The organism is Roseibium sp. SCP14 (genome assembly GCF_040329475.1).
Taxonomy (GTDB): Bacteria; Pseudomonadota; Alphaproteobacteria; order Rhizobiales; family Stappiaceae; genus Roseibium.
Map to the genome: position 1 here is coordinate 19,964 of NZ_JBDZYH010000009.1, position 17,424 is coordinate 37,387.

The 17,424-nt window shown below is 50.8% G+C and carries 19 protein-coding genes and 1 pseudogene; 10 read left to right on the top strand and 10 right to left on the bottom strand.

The features are described from left to right. The first annotated feature begins 24 nt into the window (after positions 1 to 24). From ABLQ08_RS26785 to ABLQ08_RS26800, 4 genes are all read left to right on the top strand, one after another. Positions 25 to 873, top strand: coding sequence for a nuclear transport factor 2 family protein (locus tag ABLQ08_RS26785; RefSeq protein ID WP_352948891.1), 849 nt, complete (start codon positions 25 to 27; stop codon positions 871 to 873). 83 nt (positions 874 to 956) lie between these two features. Then, positions 957 to 1,850, top strand: coding sequence for a protein-ADP-ribose hydrolase (locus tag ABLQ08_RS26790; protein WP_352948894.1), 894 nt, complete (start codon positions 957 to 959; stop codon positions 1,848 to 1,850). After that, complete coding sequence (locus tag ABLQ08_RS26795) at positions 1,837 to 2,658, top strand: SIR2 family NAD-dependent protein deacylase (RefSeq protein WP_352948896.1); 822 nt, start codon at positions 1,837 to 1,839, stop codon at positions 2,656 to 2,658. The genes ABLQ08_RS26790 and ABLQ08_RS26795 overlap by 14 nt, the downstream gene beginning before the upstream one ends. A 347-nt stretch (positions 2,659 to 3,005) precedes the next feature. Then, entirely contained in the window at positions 3,006 to 5,063 is a 2,058-nt protein-coding gene (locus tag ABLQ08_RS26800; RefSeq protein ID WP_352948899.1) for a methyl-accepting chemotaxis protein, read from the top strand. Between the two features lie 339 nt (positions 5,064 to 5,402). On the opposite strand, the gene ABLQ08_RS26805 is transcribed toward ABLQ08_RS26800, so the two are convergent. From ABLQ08_RS26805 to ABLQ08_RS26815, 3 genes are read right to left on the bottom strand one after another with little or no spacing between them, the layout of a single operon-like run. After that, complete coding sequence (locus tag ABLQ08_RS26805) at positions 5,403 to 6,245, bottom strand: DMT family transporter (RefSeq protein WP_352948902.1); 843 nt, start codon at positions 6,243 to 6,245, stop codon at positions 5,403 to 5,405. Further along, the gene (locus ABLQ08_RS26810; protein ID WP_352948904.1) at positions 6,236 to 6,658 is read right to left on the bottom strand and encodes an NUDIX hydrolase; all 423 of its coding nucleotides are present in this window, start codon (positions 6,656 to 6,658) and stop codon (positions 6,236 to 6,238) included. The genes ABLQ08_RS26805 and ABLQ08_RS26810 overlap by 10 nt, the downstream gene beginning before the upstream one ends. Next, positions 6,655 to 7,464: a TauD/TfdA family dioxygenase gene (locus ABLQ08_RS26815; RefSeq protein WP_352948906.1), complete on the bottom strand. Its 810-nt coding sequence runs from the start codon at positions 7,462 to 7,464 to the stop codon at positions 6,655 to 6,657. Before ABLQ08_RS26815 ends, ABLQ08_RS26810 begins: the two co-directional genes overlap by 4 nt. A 391-nt stretch (positions 7,465 to 7,855) precedes the next feature. On the opposite strand from ABLQ08_RS26815, the gene ABLQ08_RS26820 reads away from it, so the two are divergent. Continuing rightward, positions 7,856 to 8,548: a hypothetical protein gene (locus ABLQ08_RS26820; RefSeq protein ID WP_352948908.1), complete on the top strand. Its 693-nt coding sequence runs from the start codon at positions 7,856 to 7,858 to the stop codon at positions 8,546 to 8,548. Between the two features lie 160 nt (positions 8,549 to 8,708). On the opposite strand, the gene ABLQ08_RS26825 is transcribed toward ABLQ08_RS26820, so the two are convergent. Continuing rightward, positions 8,709 to 8,909, bottom strand: coding sequence for a hypothetical protein (locus tag ABLQ08_RS26825; protein ID WP_352948911.1), 201 nt, complete (start codon positions 8,907 to 8,909; stop codon positions 8,709 to 8,711). A 175-nt stretch (positions 8,910 to 9,084) separates the two neighbouring features. Beyond that, entirely contained in the window at positions 9,085 to 9,732 is a 648-nt protein-coding gene (locus tag ABLQ08_RS26830) for a GNAT family N-acetyltransferase (RefSeq protein WP_352948913.1), read from the bottom strand. Positions 9,733 to 9,917: 185 nt separating this feature from the next. Between ABLQ08_RS26830 and ABLQ08_RS26835 the strand changes: the two genes are divergently transcribed. Further along, positions 9,918 to 10,235 (top strand): hypothetical protein, encoded by a 318-nt coding sequence (locus ABLQ08_RS26835; protein WP_352948916.1) that lies wholly within the window; start codon positions 9,918 to 9,920, stop codon positions 10,233 to 10,235. Between the two features lie 150 nt (positions 10,236 to 10,385). Here the strand turns inward: ABLQ08_RS26835 and ABLQ08_RS26840 are convergent, their stop codons facing one another. Both ABLQ08_RS26840 and repC read right to left on the bottom strand, forming a co-directional pair. After that, positions 10,386 to 10,826 carry a hypothetical protein gene (locus tag ABLQ08_RS26840; protein ID WP_352948918.1) on the bottom strand — a complete coding sequence of 147 codons (441 nt, stop codon included), beginning with the start codon at positions 10,824 to 10,826 and terminating at the stop codon, positions 10,386 to 10,388. Between the two features lie 263 nt (positions 10,827 to 11,089). Next, a complete protein-coding gene (gene repC, locus ABLQ08_RS26845) occupies positions 11,090 to 12,388 on the bottom strand; it encodes a plasmid replication protein RepC (RefSeq protein WP_352948920.1) in 1,299 nt (432 codons plus the stop codon). Between the two features lie 619 nt (positions 12,389 to 13,007). Between repC and ABLQ08_RS26850 the strand changes: the two genes are divergently transcribed. Both ABLQ08_RS26850 and ABLQ08_RS26855 read left to right on the top strand, forming a co-directional pair. Beyond that, positions 13,008 to 13,883 (top strand): M48 family metalloprotease, encoded by an 876-nt coding sequence (locus ABLQ08_RS26850; RefSeq protein ID WP_352948922.1) that lies wholly within the window; start codon positions 13,008 to 13,010, stop codon positions 13,881 to 13,883. 218 nt (positions 13,884 to 14,101) lie between these two features. Continuing rightward, complete coding sequence (locus ABLQ08_RS26855) at positions 14,102 to 14,371, top strand: WGR domain-containing protein (protein ID WP_417714959.1); 270 nt, start codon at positions 14,102 to 14,104, stop codon at positions 14,369 to 14,371. Positions 14,372 to 14,459: 88 nt separating this feature from the next. Here ABLQ08_RS26855 and ABLQ08_RS26860 read toward each other — a convergent pair whose 3' ends face one another. After that, positions 14,460 to 14,789 carry a single-stranded DNA-binding protein gene (locus ABLQ08_RS26860; protein WP_352948924.1) on the bottom strand — a complete coding sequence of 110 codons (330 nt, stop codon included), beginning with the start codon at positions 14,787 to 14,789 and terminating at the stop codon, positions 14,460 to 14,462. 382 nt (positions 14,790 to 15,171) lie between these two features. On the opposite strand from ABLQ08_RS26860, the gene ABLQ08_RS26865 reads away from it, so the two are divergent. Both ABLQ08_RS26865 and ABLQ08_RS26870 read left to right on the top strand, forming a co-directional pair. Beyond that, entirely contained in the window at positions 15,172 to 15,387 is a 216-nt protein-coding gene (locus ABLQ08_RS26865; RefSeq protein ID WP_352948927.1) for a hypothetical protein, read from the top strand. A gap of 6 nt (positions 15,388 to 15,393) precedes the next feature. Then, positions 15,394 to 15,801: a type II toxin-antitoxin system death-on-curing family toxin gene (locus ABLQ08_RS26870; protein ID WP_352948929.1), complete on the top strand. Its 408-nt coding sequence runs from the start codon at positions 15,394 to 15,396 to the stop codon at positions 15,799 to 15,801. A gap of 74 nt (positions 15,802 to 15,875) precedes the next feature. Here the strand turns inward: ABLQ08_RS26870 and ABLQ08_RS26875 are convergent, their stop codons facing one another. Next, the gene (locus ABLQ08_RS26875) at positions 15,876 to 16,139 is read right to left on the bottom strand and encodes a hypothetical protein (protein ID WP_352948932.1); all 264 of its coding nucleotides are present in this window, start codon (positions 16,137 to 16,139) and stop codon (positions 15,876 to 15,878) included. Between the two features lie 108 nt (positions 16,140 to 16,247). Beyond that, positions 16,248 to 16,936: pseudogene (locus tag ABLQ08_RS26880) on the bottom strand (IS6 family transposase). Between the last annotated feature and the right edge of the window lie 488 nt (positions 16,937 to 17,424).

Genomic DNA, 17,424 nt, shown 5'->3' on the forward strand with positions numbered 1-17,424 from the left:
AACAGTCCCAAATAGGAGATGCCCATGAACAAGACACTTCATACTATTGCGGGCGCAGTCGTTATCGCGTTTGCCAGCAGCACAGTCGCCTTTGCCGATACGGAGAAGGAAATCGCTGTTGCCGAGATGGCTTCGCTGTTCAAAACCTTCGATCAGGATGCCGCTCGCAAATTGATCGCCGAAGACTTGATTCAGCACAACCAACATGTTCCCAATGGAGCAGAGGTGTTAATCGACCTCATTCCGCAGCTCAAGGAAAGCGGTATCACCTCGACCACCCACCGTCTGATTGCCGAAGGCGATCTGGTGGTTGCACATAACGAATACAAGAATGCTCAGCTTTTTGGTGGTGATCACCTGGCGGCGTTTGACGTGTTCCGCGTGGAGAACGGTCAGGTTGTCGAACATTGGGACAACCTGTCTCCGGTGACCCCGCCAAACCCGGCTGGTCGCACCCAGTTCGACGGCCCCACCGAGATCACGGACCTGGACAAAACCGCCGATAACAAAGCACTTGTGACCGCTTTCGTGGAAGATGTGCTTCACGGGAAAGCTCCAGAAAAGATCACCGACTACATCTCGACCGAGACCTATCTGCAGCACAACAGCGGCGTAGATGACGGTTTGGACGGCCTCATGGTGGCAATCAAGGTAATGGTCGATGCAGGAACACCGATGACCTACAGCGATACCCACATGATCGTGGCTGAAGGTAACTTTGTCTTCACGGCCTCCGAGGGTCAGTTCATGAATGAACATTCGGCCTTTTACGATCTGTTCCGTGTTGAGGACGGCAAGATTGTCGAGCACTGGGACGTGATTCAGACAATCCTACCAGCGGACCAGGCCAAAAACGACAGCGGCAAGTTCTGATCGACAGTCTAGTTAATCACCAATCGGCAAATCAGTTTCTCGGCGGCGCAATCGTGCCGCCGGTCTTCATTGGGGGACAGACCATGCAACTCAACGACTACGCCAATCGCATCCATCTGTTTGAAGAGCCCGCGCAACCCGGAGCGCATTCGGGAAATGCGTTGGAACACGCGGTTTCAGCGGTCCAATCTGACCTTGGTTTAGCCAAGTTCGTTCAGCGCTATCCAGCACCCTCAAACTCAGCCGAGCAGCGCCAATGGGTGCAGGCGGCCCTGACGGTACGCCCTCCCGGCGGCCTTCCTGCGGCGCTCACCGCTGCAATGGAAGAGCTCCTTCAATCCGAGTTGTCGGCGAAACAGATTATTGATGCCAAATCTCTGCCGCGTCTGTCGGGACCCTATCCGCCGGCTGGCAAGGTCAGCATCTGGGATGGCGATATCACCACGCTCAAAGTGGATGCAATAACAAACGCCGCAAATGCTCAGATGCTTGGGTGTTTCCAGCCGTTCCACGCTTGCATCGATAATGCCATCAACTGCGCGGCAGGACCGCAGCTTCGGGAGGATTGCGAAATGCTGATGCGTCTTCAAGGTCACGAGGAAGAGACTGGCAATGCAAAAATCACCCGTGCCTATAACCTGCCGTCGCTCTTCGTGCTGCACACGGTGGGACCGATTGTCGGGCGCGGAAAGATGCCCACGGCAGAGCAGGAACACCAGCTTGCATCTTGCTACACATCCTGCCTGTCACTAGCGGCCGAAGCCGGTGCGCGCTCGGTGGCGCTTTGCGGCATCTCGACCGGCGTGTTCGGATATCCGGCACCAGCGGCGGCACAGATCGCCCTGCGCACAGTTGCAAAGTGGGTCGGCGTAAACGAGGACGCGCTGGATCACATCGTTTTCAACACTTTTGGTGCCGATATGACCGCGATTTATCTCGATACCGCTCAGAACTGGAGAAAAAATGACCACAATTGAACAAGCACGTGAAGTTGTGCACTGCGCGGATGCCATCCTGATCGGTGCGGGGGCGGGGCTCTCCGCCTCTGCCGGGCTGGACTATACCGACCAGGAGGCATTTGCTGAGCGTTTTCCCGGTATGTTGCAATATCATGCGCGGTGCCAATATCAGCTCATGGGCTATCCGTTTCCGGATGAAGCCCTGAAATGGGGGTACCTGTCAGTTGCCCTCGATCACGTCTACCAGGCGGGTCAAACACAGGTTTATCAGGACCTTTTGAGCCTGATTGGGGAACGCGACTATTTTGTCATCACCTCGAACGTGGATCGCTATTTCCACAAAAACGGGTTCAATCCTGATCGTATTTACACACCACAAGGCGATTACGAGCGTTTCCAATGCATGACGCCCTGCGGTGATCAAGTCTGGGATGGGCGGCCCTCTGTTGCAGAGATGTTACCGCATGTCGATCGAACCACCCAGCTTGTGACAGATCGCAGCACGTTACCAGTCTGCCCAAACTGCGGTGGGCCGGTCTTCATGAATGTGCGCGGCGGAAATTGGTTCATCGAGCACCCTTACAAAGCGGAAGCAGACGCGATTAATACCTGGCTGTCGGAAAATCAGAATAAGACTCTGGCCATTCTCGAAATCGGCGCGGGCTTCAACACTCCGGGCGTAATTCGTTTGCCGATGGAAGCCGTCGCCACTCAATTCCCAAAAGCGACCCTAATCCGCGTCAGTAAAGAACACCCACAGGGGCCAAAAGGTACGATCTCGATACAACTACCGGCACATGACACGCTTTCCAAACTCGTCGGGTAAAGATTGCCTAAGAAACACATCAGCGTCCTCTTCCCGCCCAGTCTGGGAGTTAGATGTGTTCGCGGCGAAAGTCAGGTTTGGGTGACGGTACCGCCTCCTCTCTCTGATCGCATGGCAACAGACAAGTCAAAGCGGAGAAATTTCAACTTCAATAGTGTTCGATCAGCAGTTGAAAGAACATTCGCAGCAAAGTGAACCTTCCCAATAATACAATCGATAATTGTTTCTCTTTGCCCCAACAGTTTTCAGTGTCGTAAAATGTCAAGTTTGAAACTTACGTTAAGTAAGGAGTAAGGATCCCCGTACAGCCTATTGATAATGATCGTTCTACTGGAGGGGACCCACAAATGAAACGCATCAGATTGCAGATTGCGGTACTGGCGGGAATACCAATGCTTGCCGCCATCGGATTCGCCACACTGAGTGTCTATGAAAAAGTAACGGAACGCTCAAATCGCGCTTACATGCGCCCTTTGACGCGTGTCGCGGAAGATGCAGGCAATCTGGTTCATGAGCTTCAAAAAGAACGCGGGATGAGCATCGGTCTGATCAAGTCTGAATACGATCCCAATCTGCGCTCTCTCCTGGCAGAGCAACGACCGAAATCCGACGCAGCGATCAAAGTGTTTGATGAACACCTCGCGTCTCTTGACTTGAACAATGAAGAGTTACTCGCCGATCTTCAACATGTTGCAGAAGAAGTTCATAAGACCGAAGAGCTTCGAAGCGCCATCGATTCAAGAAACTTGCCGATCAAAGACGTCGTCAAAAGATTTTCCAAGGAAATCAATGATCTCATTCATGTCGTAGGAATCGCGACAGAGATGAGCCCTTCCCAAGAAATCACCGCAGAACTTCTCCCCTATCTGACGATCGTTGAAGCAATGGAATCCGGTGGCCTCGAGCGAGCGAACGGCGCTGCTTTGCTTGACGATTTCAACAAAACCGGCACGGTTGATATGGCAACCTATTTGAAAACAGTCTCCCATTCTGGTGGTGAAAGCGCCTTCATTAAAGAGTTCGGTTCTGTGGCAACGAGCGGCCAGAAGGAGATCTGGAACAGTCTCGTCAAGGGACCTGACGTCGAAAACACGCTTAACTGGCGTGAGATCATCCAGACCCTACCTCAGACTTTGGATGCTCAGGGGTTGGAAGCCACGGCCTGGTTCAGCGCTGCGACCAAGCGCTTGAACCTCATGAAAAAAGCATCCGATGAGTTCATCCATCGGGCGGAAGCTGCAGCGGACAAAGATATTGCCAAACTGGACAGTCAAATCTTCTGGTTGTCGATCGCAGCCCTCGTCCTGCTCACGCTTTCAGCCGGTCTCGCCGTATCTCAAGTGGTTTCGATAACACGGACATTGAGCAGACAACGAGATTGCATTTCTGAGCTGGCAGAGGGTGAATTAGACGTTCTTGTCAGCGACACCGACCGCCCGGACGAAATTGGTGACATTGCGCGTGCTTCGGAAGTCTTCCGCGAGAAACTCGTAAAGCAAAGGCAGCTTGAAGACGAAGCTGAGACCGGCCGGATACAACGCCGCAAACGTGCCGAACAGATGGAAAACGCAATCCAGCAGTTCCAAACATCCGTTGCCAGCATTCAGGAACAACTGTTGAGCGAAACCGACAGCATGCGAAGCGGCGCGGACGAAATGGTGAACATCGCCCGACATGCCGACGAAAGCGCCAAAGCCGCGAACTCAGCCACCGAAGAAGCAACAACAAATGTTCAGACCGTCGCTTCGGCGGCAGCCGAACTCTCAGCTTCCATCGATGAAATCTCTCGCCAGGCGTCAACAGCAACAGAAATTTCTGCGACAGCATCTGAAACAGCTGTTGCCGCGGATCGCGATATTTCGGTTCTTGCTGAAACAGCCGACAAGATTGGCGAAGTGGTTGAAATCATCAGAGCAATAGCCGAGCAGACCAATCTCCTGGCGTTGAACGCGACGATTGAGGCTGCAAGAGCAGGTGAGGCCGGCAAGGGATTTGCGGTGGTCGCAGCAGAGGTCAAGGAATTGTCGACACAGACCGCAAGGGCAACAGATGAAATCGCCAGCCAGATTTCCGGCGTACAAAGCTCAACTCAGAAATCTGTGGTCGCAATCCGCTCGATTGTCGAGAAGATCGACGAGGTCCGCTCTGTCAGCGATACGATTTCAACCTCCGTCGATGAACAGAACGCCGCAACCAGCGAAATTACGCAGAGCATCACCTTTGCGTCTGACGGGGCTGCCTCAGCAGCAACAAATGTAGCGGGTGTTTCAAAATCAATCGACCAGACCCGCCATCAATCAGAGACAATGAGCCAAAGTGCCGAGCAACTCGGCCAAGTCGCAACAAGCTTGTCGGAAGCCGTCAGCCTGTTCCTCAACGAAGTTCGAGAAGACGAAGCGGCGTAGGTGGTCAACTCATAGCCACCTCGCCGCTTCGAAGACCAGAGTCCCTCGCACCCCCGATCTATTTCACCTTGGTGAAGTAAAGCATAGGATTTCCATTCAAGCACGGGTTGAGTGAGGGATTGGGCGAAAGGCGAGTATCAGGGCTCTTTTGCCCAACCTGTCAAATGAAACCTTGGGCCTGAATTTGGCGACACTGCACAACCGAAAACTAACAACCGATAGTTTGCATTATGGAATATTTACGCTCATCTCACGAGTGCTTGAGATTAGCTGTTTAGAATCGATACTGCTCACAAGCTGGCCAAACAACTCATTCTAAGTAGAAACTATCGCTGCAAGCTAGCTCATACGAACCATAAGGGTTGCAGCCAAAATCCCACACGAAGACGCAAGTCTCCAACCCGTTATCTTTTCTTTGAGCAGAACAGACGACAGCAAGAGTGCAAACAAAATGCTTGTTTCTCGCGCAGCAGCTACCAATGCAATTGGTGCCGATTTCATAGCGAAAAGAATCATTCCAAATGACAGAAGTTGAATAAGCCCTGCCGCTACTCCGGCCACACCTAGTCCCGGACGGACTTTACCTGTTTTTAGATAAACAAAACCCGACAACACGATTGAACTTGCTAAGCCGTCTAGCAAGAACAACCAAAATGTGAAGCCCAGTGTGTTTTCAGAAACCCGGATACCAGCACCATCGGTGACGTTATAAACCGCTGCACTACCGGCTGTAAGCAGCGCGTACAACAGCGGTTTAGCGTCAAAGTTTCCCGGTGTTTTGCCACCTCGCCAGCCCAATGCGCCAACAGATAATGACATGAGAAAAATCGCGAAAAACCCGAACGCAGAGAGAGTTTCTCCGAGAACGATAAATGATAGCAGAGCAACCATAACAGGAATGGTTCCTCTGACCATTGGATAAGACTGACTAAGATCTCCGGACAGAAACGCTCTAATAGAAAAGTATCGTGCTAATACATGGAATGGTGCGCCTAATAGCAGATACAGTAACGCCGTATTACTAATTGCTCCAAAGTAAGAAACGCCGACCGCACCGACTAAAGCGGACAAGATCGTCTGCCCAATGACAGTTTCCAAGCTGGCGTACTTTTTTAACGCAATATTCCAGGATGCATGAAGTAATGCGGCGAAGAGAACAATAAATAGCGTTGTCAAATCCACTTTAGATTCTCGACGCGTATCTTCTCTGCCTTCTCAATAGACTTCAAATAGCCTGTAGGCATTTTTAGTTGTTTTGCTTCTTCTAATGTGAAAATACCAAGTTCTTTATGCTCGTGGCTCAATACGAGATTGGGATTTTCTTCTTCAGTTTTCAGTAGATATGTGACAATCACAACTTCGGTTGAATTAACTGGATATAGCCAATTGTTCAGTTCAGACACAACAAAAGCTTGAACGTTCAATTCCTCACACGTTTCTCGCGTGACACACTCAACAAGATCTTCACCAGGTTCAAGCTTGCCACCTGGCAACTCCCATTCGTCTCTTTCATTCTTGAGCAGAGGATACTTCCCCCCCAAGTCAAGAACACCCTTAACCGACACCGGAAATTTGTGCGCAAGATTGTCCGTCATCTCACAATCTCCGCGATCTGTTCCTTGACAGCGATATCTCGATTGGAATCGTTCGAGATAGAGAAACCTAAATTGGGGTCATTTTGATTATTCGCAGCTACCAGGTACCGAAGATATTTGCGCTCTCCAACAAAATCCGAGCGGCCATGCAACCAACGTGAATTACTTACGACAAATCCCTGATTTTGTTTTACGCTTATTCTAACGGTGTATTCTTCGACTATTTCCCGAAGTTTCTGAATTGCGTCTATTCCAGCAATTGAACTATAGCAAAGTTCGTCAAATCTGACCCTCGCTATGATCCGATCATCTTCCAGTGCTGTAAAAACCGGAACAGAGCTGAATTGATCTTCAAATCTATGAGCGATTATCTCCGGGTTAGACAAGACTTCGAGGAATTTGGGATACTCAATACTTAATCTGCGGTACACGAGCTTCGAATCTACAAACAGAGACTCACCGCCCACTTGTGCGGGCTGAATGCAAAGTAATGCCAGATATGCCAATGGGGGTGATCTCAGAGCTTGGTCGGTATGGGGAGGAAGTGAGCAATTTGAGAACCCGCGTTGACCTCGCCCATAATCGCGCTTTCCGGTAGCCTCCAACTGAGTAGCCAATCTACCATCGCTATCAGGGTGATTTACAAGTTGCCCCATTCGACTAAGGCCATCTTCCACCTCAGATGTAGAATCAAATTCGAACCTGTAAATGCCGTTGGCTTTCAAATCTTCTTTCATTGCCTGAGCGTCAAACTTCTCAGCTTTTTCAGAAAATGGATCGAATTTCACTTCTTGCCTAAATTCCATATTCCTAGATCCTCAGATTGCAGGGGTGAAAGCACGAGTGATCTCACTCACGCGTGTTGAATTTCAAATCGTTTTCGGCCGAAAAAAGTTTCTCTCGAATGGCGGGAGCTGAGCCGCCTAAATAATTGCGTAACGCAATGTATTTTTGTTTGCAACATTAAATTGCAAAATTTTCTCTTAAAATTTTTTGGTTAGCTGGACAACAGTGTAGTGAACTGAACCGTTTGGATTTTAGTGACTCAATGATGAAATTATTGATCTCAAAACGCTCGCGGTCGGACTCGAGCTCAGTCCAACGGTCGTCCGCGAGTTGTTTCTTTCAACTTGAAGCGGCAGACATGAGCCAAGTTGTTTTTTTTCAATCACCACCGCTCCGAGAAAGGATTTTGTTTTGGAACAAGTGGAAAAGCATTGGGAGAAAACCATTGAATGGGTATTTGCAGTCAAAGTCTCACAAGCGACAAACGCCACATTTGCTCCACTTGCTGCAGCCACTGAAACAAATCTCGCTGATGCATTTGGCCGTTTTGGCGAGAAGTTTGGAATAGTAGAGTTCAAGAAAGATCTCGATGCCGGAGGCATACGTCGCGAGATCGCGAAATTTAAGAACCAGTCACCCAAGGGATTAATGGAAGCAAAAGCAACGTTGTGCAGTGTGGTGGAAACCCTTGAACTTGACTCTCCCTCAATCAGCTTTTCTACGCTACTTGAAGCAAAGTTACCTCATTTGATAATCAGCGGCGACGGATCCGGTGCCGATCTTGAGTTAGTCCAGTCAGATTTTTTCAATGTGCTGATAGCTAAGACCCAAGGCGTTTCTAACAAAAAAAGTCCATTATACGCCGGTTTTGATTGGGAGCGGATCCAGGACGCTTTTGTCTCATGGGAAAAGTTTTACAAATATCTAGTGGCGCTTTTTGTGCTTAAGAATACAACGACCGTGTCAGGAATTTCCGGTGCAGTTGGAATAACCTCCGAAGGTAGAGTTAGCGTCCTCCCACTGTCTTCACTTAGTAAGGCTCTGGCCTTGAATAATATTTCCAAACCGACTCCTCCTAACGAAAGCTCTGGCTTCACAATCTGAAATGTAGTGGTGAACTTCGTTTTAGCCACTGCAAATCTGATTTTCTTACGCCGCCTCTAATGTCTTCCGATCAAACAAGTATAGTCCAGTAAACAAGCCGCCCCCGCTAAAGGGCACTTCCGAGAGGAGGCTATCCGGTTAGACCGGATAGCCAGTGTCATTACTCGCCGTCCTGGTCGTCAGGAGTGCCAGCCTTGGGGGCAAACAAGACGAGCTCGCCGTTGGTCGGTGTTGCAAAGAGCTTGATGGTCATCGCGGCTTTGCTGTCGTCGCCTTGCGGGAATGCCACCCCAACCTTGTGAAAACGGGTTTTGCCGTCGTTGCCGGTAACTGGAGTGGTGACGTTGAGATAGTTGCTCATGGCGATTTCCTTTCGTTTTCGATGCACGTTTCGAAAGGGACCGATCGGACCGGAAGTCAGGCTGAACTTTGGTTCGCGAGGAATGGCCGCGCAGCGGACAGGGGAAAGTTCTGCTTGAAGGAAGTGAGCAACGCTCGCGCCCGTCTGCCGGGCCAGGTCCCGCAAATTGCATCACTCAAGAAAACGGATGGATATCGCTTCGCGCAGTTTGCTCCGGAATTCCCCTGTTCCGCTCACGCCTGGCTACATGCTCTACGCTCACGCGTTGGCAAGTGTCTTGATCAGAACAAGGCAACTCAGATGCTCGCCCCATAATTCGGGCAACTCTTCGAACGGCCGGAAGCCAGCGGAAAAATAGAATGCCCTGGTCCCAGCGTAATTCTTGTCCGAATGCGCCGGCGCAAGTGTCTTCACCGGTCAGAAACCCAAAGTTCTTTTCTGCAGCTCGCAACGCCGCAGCATTGATGAGAGCGGTTCCAACACCGTTGCGGTGATGGTCGGGCAACACGCCCATGGAATGAATCTCGCAATTGATGCCGAAATGCTCACTGAGAGAAACGAAACCGACAATCTCCCCGTCAACTCGGGCGATCAGCATGGGCGAATGTTCGGCATGATCAACATATGACGCGGTGGCGCTCGGAATGCCGAACCATTCAGGGAGTGCGGCCAGGATGGAATTGCAGATCGAGCCGCGGCCGTTCTTAGCTAGTAGAATCTCTGTCATGAAATTCGCTCGCTGAAAAATGCTGTTCGGCTTCAACCGGAATCGGATTTCATTATGAAAATACAGAGAGTTGAAAAACAAGCGACCTGAAACCATTTGGTGAAATTTTGATCAGAACGCAATGACGCACACTAGATCAGTATTTCAAGTCTTTGAGAAAGAACGATAATTTCTAAAAATGTTAAAACAGAATTTATTACAAATAATTCACTTTTAACGCTCATGTCAGCAGTTAAGGTCTAGTAGATAACAAAAAATGTCAGATGGGAGCGAAGCAGGTTATGGATTATCTGTTTATTACACCGATCGAATTTGACATGACGAACGGTCCTCTCAACGATAATGGCGCACCCAAATTACCCGAAACCCAACCTCAAATTGACGACAGCGATTTTGTCGACACCGTGTCAGACGGGTTCGTCTTCGTGGCGTCAGATTACGGCGGTGATCCTGAACCGGGTCCGGAACAACGGGATCTGACCGACATACAAAACGAATTAATTCTTCAAGTTCAAAACCAAAACGAGCACATGGAGACGGTTAATTCACAAGTCGACGCCATGGCAAAGCTGGCCTCTAGAATTACATCAGTCAGTTGAGTCCTCACACAGGACTAACACTTAAGCACGAAAAACCCCTACCGGACGGCAGTCCCGGTAGGGGTCAACGATCAGAGGTCACGATAGAAGGTTTGCGGAATCTTCAATGTGTGATCGATGCAACGACGGTAGAAATGGAAACGATCACTGTCAACGCAGCTCATTGAGCTTGTTCTGCAGCCGCTGCCCGTCCGGTGTCGCCAGCAGATTGAATTTATCTTTGTTGACACCCTTCGGATTGAGCAGCATCCAATTGTCACCGGTGACGCGGGTTTTGCCGTTTTCGGGCTGGAAGGTGAGTTCAACGACAGTGACCGACGCTCCTTTTGTCCGGTCTTTCAACGGGTTGTTGTCGTTGACATTGGCCGGTAGGACCTTGCTGAACAGCAGTTGATTGCTGGATTCACTGACAACCTTGAAGGCAAGCGTCGGCCTGGTGAAAATCGCCTTTGATGCTGCTTTGGCTTCCGGAATGCTTTTGCTCGTTACAACAGTCGGCTTGTTGTCTGGGGCATATGTGGATCCGCTTTCGGTTGTCTGGCACGCGGTCAACATGATCGCGGCACATGCTGCGAGAATGAGTTGTTTCATGGGGTTTGGCTCCTGATTTTAGGGATTGCGGGCTTTCACTTTCCGCGTCGCCGGAAACCGGGGGAGCGGTCTGTCAAGGTCGGCCGGTCTGCCGGCCGCCGGATACGGGAAGCCTTGACAGATCGCGGGGGCCTGCCCCCTGCCCTCAAGTATCTGTCTGACTGGAAGTCAGTCCGCTTTTCGCCGGGTTCATTTCGGAAATCAGACAAGGTTGGATTCCTTTCACGCCGATCGTTCATGTTCGCCATGGATCAGCCTGACCGTCAGGTCAGACCGCTTGCCGTTGCGGATTGGTCGGATTTCATGAGGCCGAAAATGCTCTTGTGAAGGTGAAGCTTACCCTTGCGCGCCCGCTCATGCAGGCCGCGAACAAACCCGCCCGGGTTGGTGACCGGCCGAACAGGATCGGTAAGCCGACGCTCGGTAATGACAATGCAGACCGACGCCGCGGCCGGGCCGATCTCCGCGCGCAAACTGGTCCAAAGTGCGGGGCTCACTCCGAGAAAGACGGCAGCTTGAGAGGTTGCTCTGTCAAGCGCCGCCCAGTTCAAACCGCCCTTCCCGGCTTCCTCGGTGATCATATCAACCATCATGGGGCTGCAAACGGAAAGCACCTGGTCAAAGGTGATGTGCTGGATCCCGGTACTGCCACTGGAGCCAGCACTTTGGCCCGCCTCCGTACCTGGGGAGTTGTCCGGACTGCGAACCCGCCCCCTACTCTCTTCTTCAATGCCGCCCGCATTAGCGGGCTCCGCTTGAGGGATAACTTCATCGCCGGCAGGCGATGTCCGTTCGCTATTACAATCCCTAAAGGGATTCTGCCTTGTATTGTCTGTATATTGGTGTCGGAAGTTTTGTTCCGACTGGTCGGAACTTTCTTCAGAAAAAAGAGGGTCAATCAGCTCCTTAAGTTCAACTGCTGCCTGCTCTGCGTCCAATCTGAGCGAACACAGTTCGATGAAGCTGATCCGCTTGGGAAATGTCCGCGGGATCCGTTTGAAAGTTTCTTCGGCCCGGCTGACTACCTCGGCCTGCAGTCCGTGGGTTTCTGCAAACGCCAAGCGGTCTTTCAGGATACGGCGGAGAGAGCGAATAGTGTCGATCTCCGCATTGCGCATTTCCAGGGCCATGCGGTCGGCTTCCGCCATTTTCTCCAACTCGGAAAGCCGCTCAATAATCGGAGACAGAACCACACCATAGCCGGCGATCAAGTTTCCGTCCTTATCCCGTTTTCCGTAGCGGCGGTGATTTCCGGAATCATTCCAGATGATCAATCCCTTGTGCCCAAGCTGGCGCTCATAGTTATTGATCTGCTTGGGGCTCACGCCCAGGCGGTCAGCCATTTTTTTAACCGGCACAAAGGCGACAGGTGTAGCTCCAGCGTTCCAGTCTTCTTTCTTCGTGTAGGAAATCAACAAATCCAGGAAGCCGAGAACGGCCGGACTGAGGCCGAGGGACAAACGAGCCCCCTTGATGGCCTTGATAGCATCGATCTTGGTTTTGCCTTCAGGTAATCCGGTTGAGGGTCTTAGCGCTCCGATTGATGAGAAATTGCGGCTCATGGCCTGCGCACCTGGTGCTTGCCTTTCCAGGTGCTGAGGGTATTCCGAAAATTCCAATTCCTGCTCCATACTCCCATAGACCTGCAGTTGTGGATAGACAATAGGAAGCCGTTCGCAGAAACTGCGTTCGTGCTTGCCAAATTGTCGGGGGAGAGCTAGAAACTAAGTGTCTGGTTTAGCTTCTAGCTTTTCCCCCCTGGATCCGGGTCGCCGGTTCTGGGGGTTTCTATTTTGGACCCATGAAATGGGCCGCTTTCTTCCTGCCATCGTTAGAGACTGCCAACCGATTACGCAGCACGTATTCGCTCGGTTGTGCAACCTGCCACTTCCCTACCAGCGGCATATTCGACAAGTCTTTAAAATTTGATTTTGGGGCATTTATTATTTATCTGCAATTTTTCCGAAGCTTTATGTCAAATTCTACTAACCTCTATTGCCTCGCAAATTCTAATAACAAGACACCTCAAAGCTAAAACGAACTCAATTTGCACTATTTGTAAGATATTATCCTTAACCATGCGATTTATTTCTACAAATTCCTGTGTGGTATATTTCCTTTTTTCTTGTTCTGGGTTATTACGGCTAGTATAATCTGAAGTTGTATCCAGGAGTAATTCCGATGAAAACCATCTTCAGAGTTGCAGTCATCGAAATCGCCAGACTGCTAAGCTTGTCGAGCGCTGCAGTGTCGTCATTTGCATTTGCCTGGCTCTCACTTTCTCTTATCCTCTTCCCCTTCAGCCTCTATTACGGGAAGGCGCCAGTCACCGATTTGCAGGGTGTTGCTCTCACTCTGCTGATCGCCTTCGGACCTGCCGTTCTGGTTGCATATTTTCCCGGCTATGCGGCAAAAGCCTTTGATATTCGCTTTGGCGGCCGCCGCTTATCGGAACGGGAAAAGGAAATCATCGGAAAGATTGAAGAGCAGCTTGAAGTCTGTGCGTCAGACAGTGGTGTCAAACTGCCGCAGATCGCTTGGCGCGTCCAGGACACGGGCGAGATTAACGCCTATGCCTATGCACATAACCGGGTCTGTTTCACCAAAGGCATCTTGCACAAGTACAGCGACACGCAAAAGGGCATCGAGCGACTTGCAGGTATCGCAGCTCATGAGATCGGGCATCTGCGCAATTGGGATACCCGGATCAACATGTTCCTTCATTACCTGTCGTTGCCAGTGAATTTTGGCATTGGGTTGATGAACAACACCCTGTCCAGGATCCCCGTTGTCGGTTTCCTTTCCACCGCAGTTACGATCTTGCTCCGCACTCCCAGCGACATTGCACATCTGCTGAATGAATCAACGTCGCAGCCACGCGAATATCAGGCCGATCGCTTTGCCGCCAAGCTGATGAATGGCGTCGGTATTTCCGAGTTCCTGGACGATATCAGCCACATGGATGAAAGGAAGGGCGACACATTCTCTCAATGGATGATGCGTTCACACCCGCCGACTGAGCTACGTCATGATGAACTGGCAAAGGCTGCGAATTGATTGCCACTGTCAAGGCGCTTCGATCCAAATGCAGAGCTTCCTGCTCCCCGCTCGAAAGTCGGGCTGTTAGGTCTCTGATTGCCTGCTGCAAAGCTCTCTTTCGAAATCTATTTCAGATGCAACACCATTGAACGACCAATCGTCTCCTTGAATCGATTTGACGGGATCGATTCAGAACATTCATTAGAATTGTCTCTGATTTTACGGGACACTTGGGCATGCCAAACAGTCAAGCCCCACTGCTATTGCTTCGCATCGATCCGAACAAGAACATGCGGCGCTTTTATGCAATGACCGTTCAGCCAAATCTTTTTGGGGGATCTTCGCTTATTCGTACCTGGGGTCGGATTGGCAACAGCGGTCAGCTTAAAGTGGAGTTGTTCGAAGACAAAGCAACAGCACTTCGAGCCCGAGACCGGCTTGCACTGACAAAACAACGACGTGGCTACATTACGCAAGCGGAGGGGAACGAAGGTTCGGTTAATTGACCGCTCGGTGTTTCCCCCAGTGAGACGGAAAAACGAAGCTATCTGAAAACATGTGACAAAGGGCGGCCAACTGGCCGCCCTTGCGCTGTCAGCTCTCCTTGGCAAAGGAGAGAATTTCCAGGTCATTAGCGACAAGGTCGGTGCGGTACACAGTTTGACTCTCTTTTTCGAATGAACTCGACTGGATCGATCCTTCGACAAGGATCAAGTTTCCAGTTTTGCTGGCTTTGGCATTCTTCAGGCGCTTGCGCATCGCGTCAGAAAAAACTGTGACACTATTCCAGACGGTTTCGTTAGACCAATTGCCTTCCACATCCTTTACATTGCGATCAGAAGCGATCGAGATATGGGTGACTTTCTCCCGCTGGTTGATTGAACCGATGCGGCCGATGATGCGAAAGCTTGCGAGGTTGATCATGTTCGTCTCCATGTCGTTTGTGTTTCGATGGGACGTAAACAGGCGAAGGTTCTGACCAAGCGCCATCACCGCAGACCGAATGGTGCGGCCCGCAGGCTTTAGCCGAGGACACGGTTCGGTCGGAGCAGCGAAGCTGTTTAGTGATTGCGAGAAGTCAGGTTCTCAGACACGAACCAATCTCAAGAAACACACCAAAGACGTGGAGATCGAACTTGTTTGATGGCGCAATATTCCGAAGAAGGGCCGTATAAGTGTGTCCAAGTCCCTGGGCAGATGGCGCACATAGATTGTACTCCAATCGATAATGAGAAGGCCCTTGCAAATCTCTCCACGATTGACGCTCCGTATAAACGCCTGTATATACGGGCAATTGGAGATAGACATGCCACAAAAGATGATTAAGCGACAAATCAAGAAGGTTGGAAACGGCGCTTCGATTTCGTTGCATAAGGCTGATCTGGATGACCTTGGCGTACGAGTCGGTACCACGGTCAACGTCACACTTTCCACCGATGATGACAAGTACGCGAAAACAAGAGCTTCAGCTCTTAAGATGCGGCAACGCTATGCAAAAACGCTGAAAATCCTTGGCGAATAATCCGGCATGTCGGACAACATTTATGAGTGGCCAGATCTCGCGGCGTTGATGGACGATTTTGCGGAGTATTTTGACGAAATTGGTCAGGAACTTCGGATTGCAAATACCGACGATTTGGAAGCAGGTTTTGAGCGTGCAAGAAACGCATTCAACTATTTGCCGGACGCTGACGCTGCCCAACTTGCAGCCTTGATCTTCGACGGCATCATCACTCGCCACGCACTTGTTGATGGCAACAAGCGACTTGCCTGGCAGAGTATGACAACGTTCCTCGACATGAATGATGTCTGGTTCGATGCTGGCGAGCTTGAAGCGGTAAAGATCGCATTAGCTGTTGTTGAACGAAAGGTAAGGGCTGATGACCTGGCTCAGTTCATTAGAGACAATACCAGCGTCTGGGTTTCTAAAAATTAGGCCACCGATAAGCGCGTATTAACGATAGTTCTTAGACCGTCAGGACACGTCACAGCTCAATCATGTGAGTTTGATCATTGAAAATTGGGTGAGTTTTCAGGAGCTGCAGGTGAAGGCAGCTTTACGCTGGCCAGTGCAGCAACTTCCTTTTCACTTTTTGCGGTAGCAAGTATGTAGCGATCAGGGCGCAATAGCACCGCATTGACGCCCAGGCGATCAAGGAAAGGTTTCACGGACGGTTCGTGTTGCGCATCTATCGTGGCAATATTCTCGGCACGGTCTCGTAGTATCTTTTCACGCGTGAACAGAACGGGTCCATATCCAACCAAGTCGTCCATACGCCTACAACCCGACAATGTCGGTTGCCCGAAAATTCGACCACTGCTCGCCGATGGGGCTTGTCACGGAAACTCATGCGGACACAGCGAAGGGATTGATACTGGATTTCAGCTGGCTTTGGTCACGGCTACCCATTCCGCCATTGCCAGAAGCCTATGGTTGCGAAACGGCTGGAACGGGGTGGAACGAAATAATTGCGAAGAGCAGATAAAATTGAGACGAAGCGTTGCAGGCTTCCCGGGGATCGAAAGCGCTGTATCATTCGTTCTCGCTTTCGCAGCGGCACATGCGAGTTCTCAGCTCGGTTGTTCAGCCCCTTGTGTGACCAGTGTTCGATGAACGCCATTACTTGCCGCCTTGCGGCTCCATAAGAGCGCAGCTTGTCGGTGATCATCCGCTTAGGCGCAATACCCTGTTTCTTCAGAAGCCGGATCAGCAGTCGCCTGGCGGCTTTGGTGTTGCGGCGGGTCTGAACGATCTCGTCAAGCACGTAGCCATCCTGATCGACGGCGCGCCACAGCCAGTGTTTCTTGCCGGCAATGACGACGCGCATTTCATCGAGAAACCAAACATCATTGCGCGATGGCTGCTTGCAGCGCAGACGATGCACGTAGACCGGACCGAACTTTCTACCCCAGCGTCGGATCGTTTCGTAGGAAATCGTGATGCCGTGTTCCAAGAACATTTCTTCAACCATGCGCAGGCTGAGCGGAAACCGATAATACAGCCACACAGCATGCGCGATGATCTGAGGCGGAAAGCGATGGCGATTGTAATTGACTGGGGCGGTCTTCATACCTGTCGTTCTATCTCGCCAAATCCTGACTGCTTGTTAACGTGACAAGCCCGGTTGATTTCCCGTCATGGCTGAATGCTTGTCGCTCGACAACGAAATTGGCCAAATAGGCACACTTTCCGTTGAAGGGTTGCCAGGTCAAGTTCGCCAATTAATCAAAACGGTCGATGTTCCTTGTATTCTTGAGCATTCAGGACTTGTACCGATGACACCACCGGTTCCTCGCCGTCCGTTTGAACTTTCAGATACTGCCCCTCTGCGTTTGAAAAATAGAAATTACACGGCGCCGATCCTGTCGGAGCACATGTGTCAACTTCAATATAGCCCCTTTCATGATACATGTTCCGGGTCACAAATGAGAGACTAACAGGATCTGGATTGGGTATGGGGTCCCAACCACTGCCAATAATCACAGCGCGCGCTCGGCTATAGCGCATGCCAATGACACTCGACATAGATGAATGGCTGGACCGGCTTTCCGCGAAAGA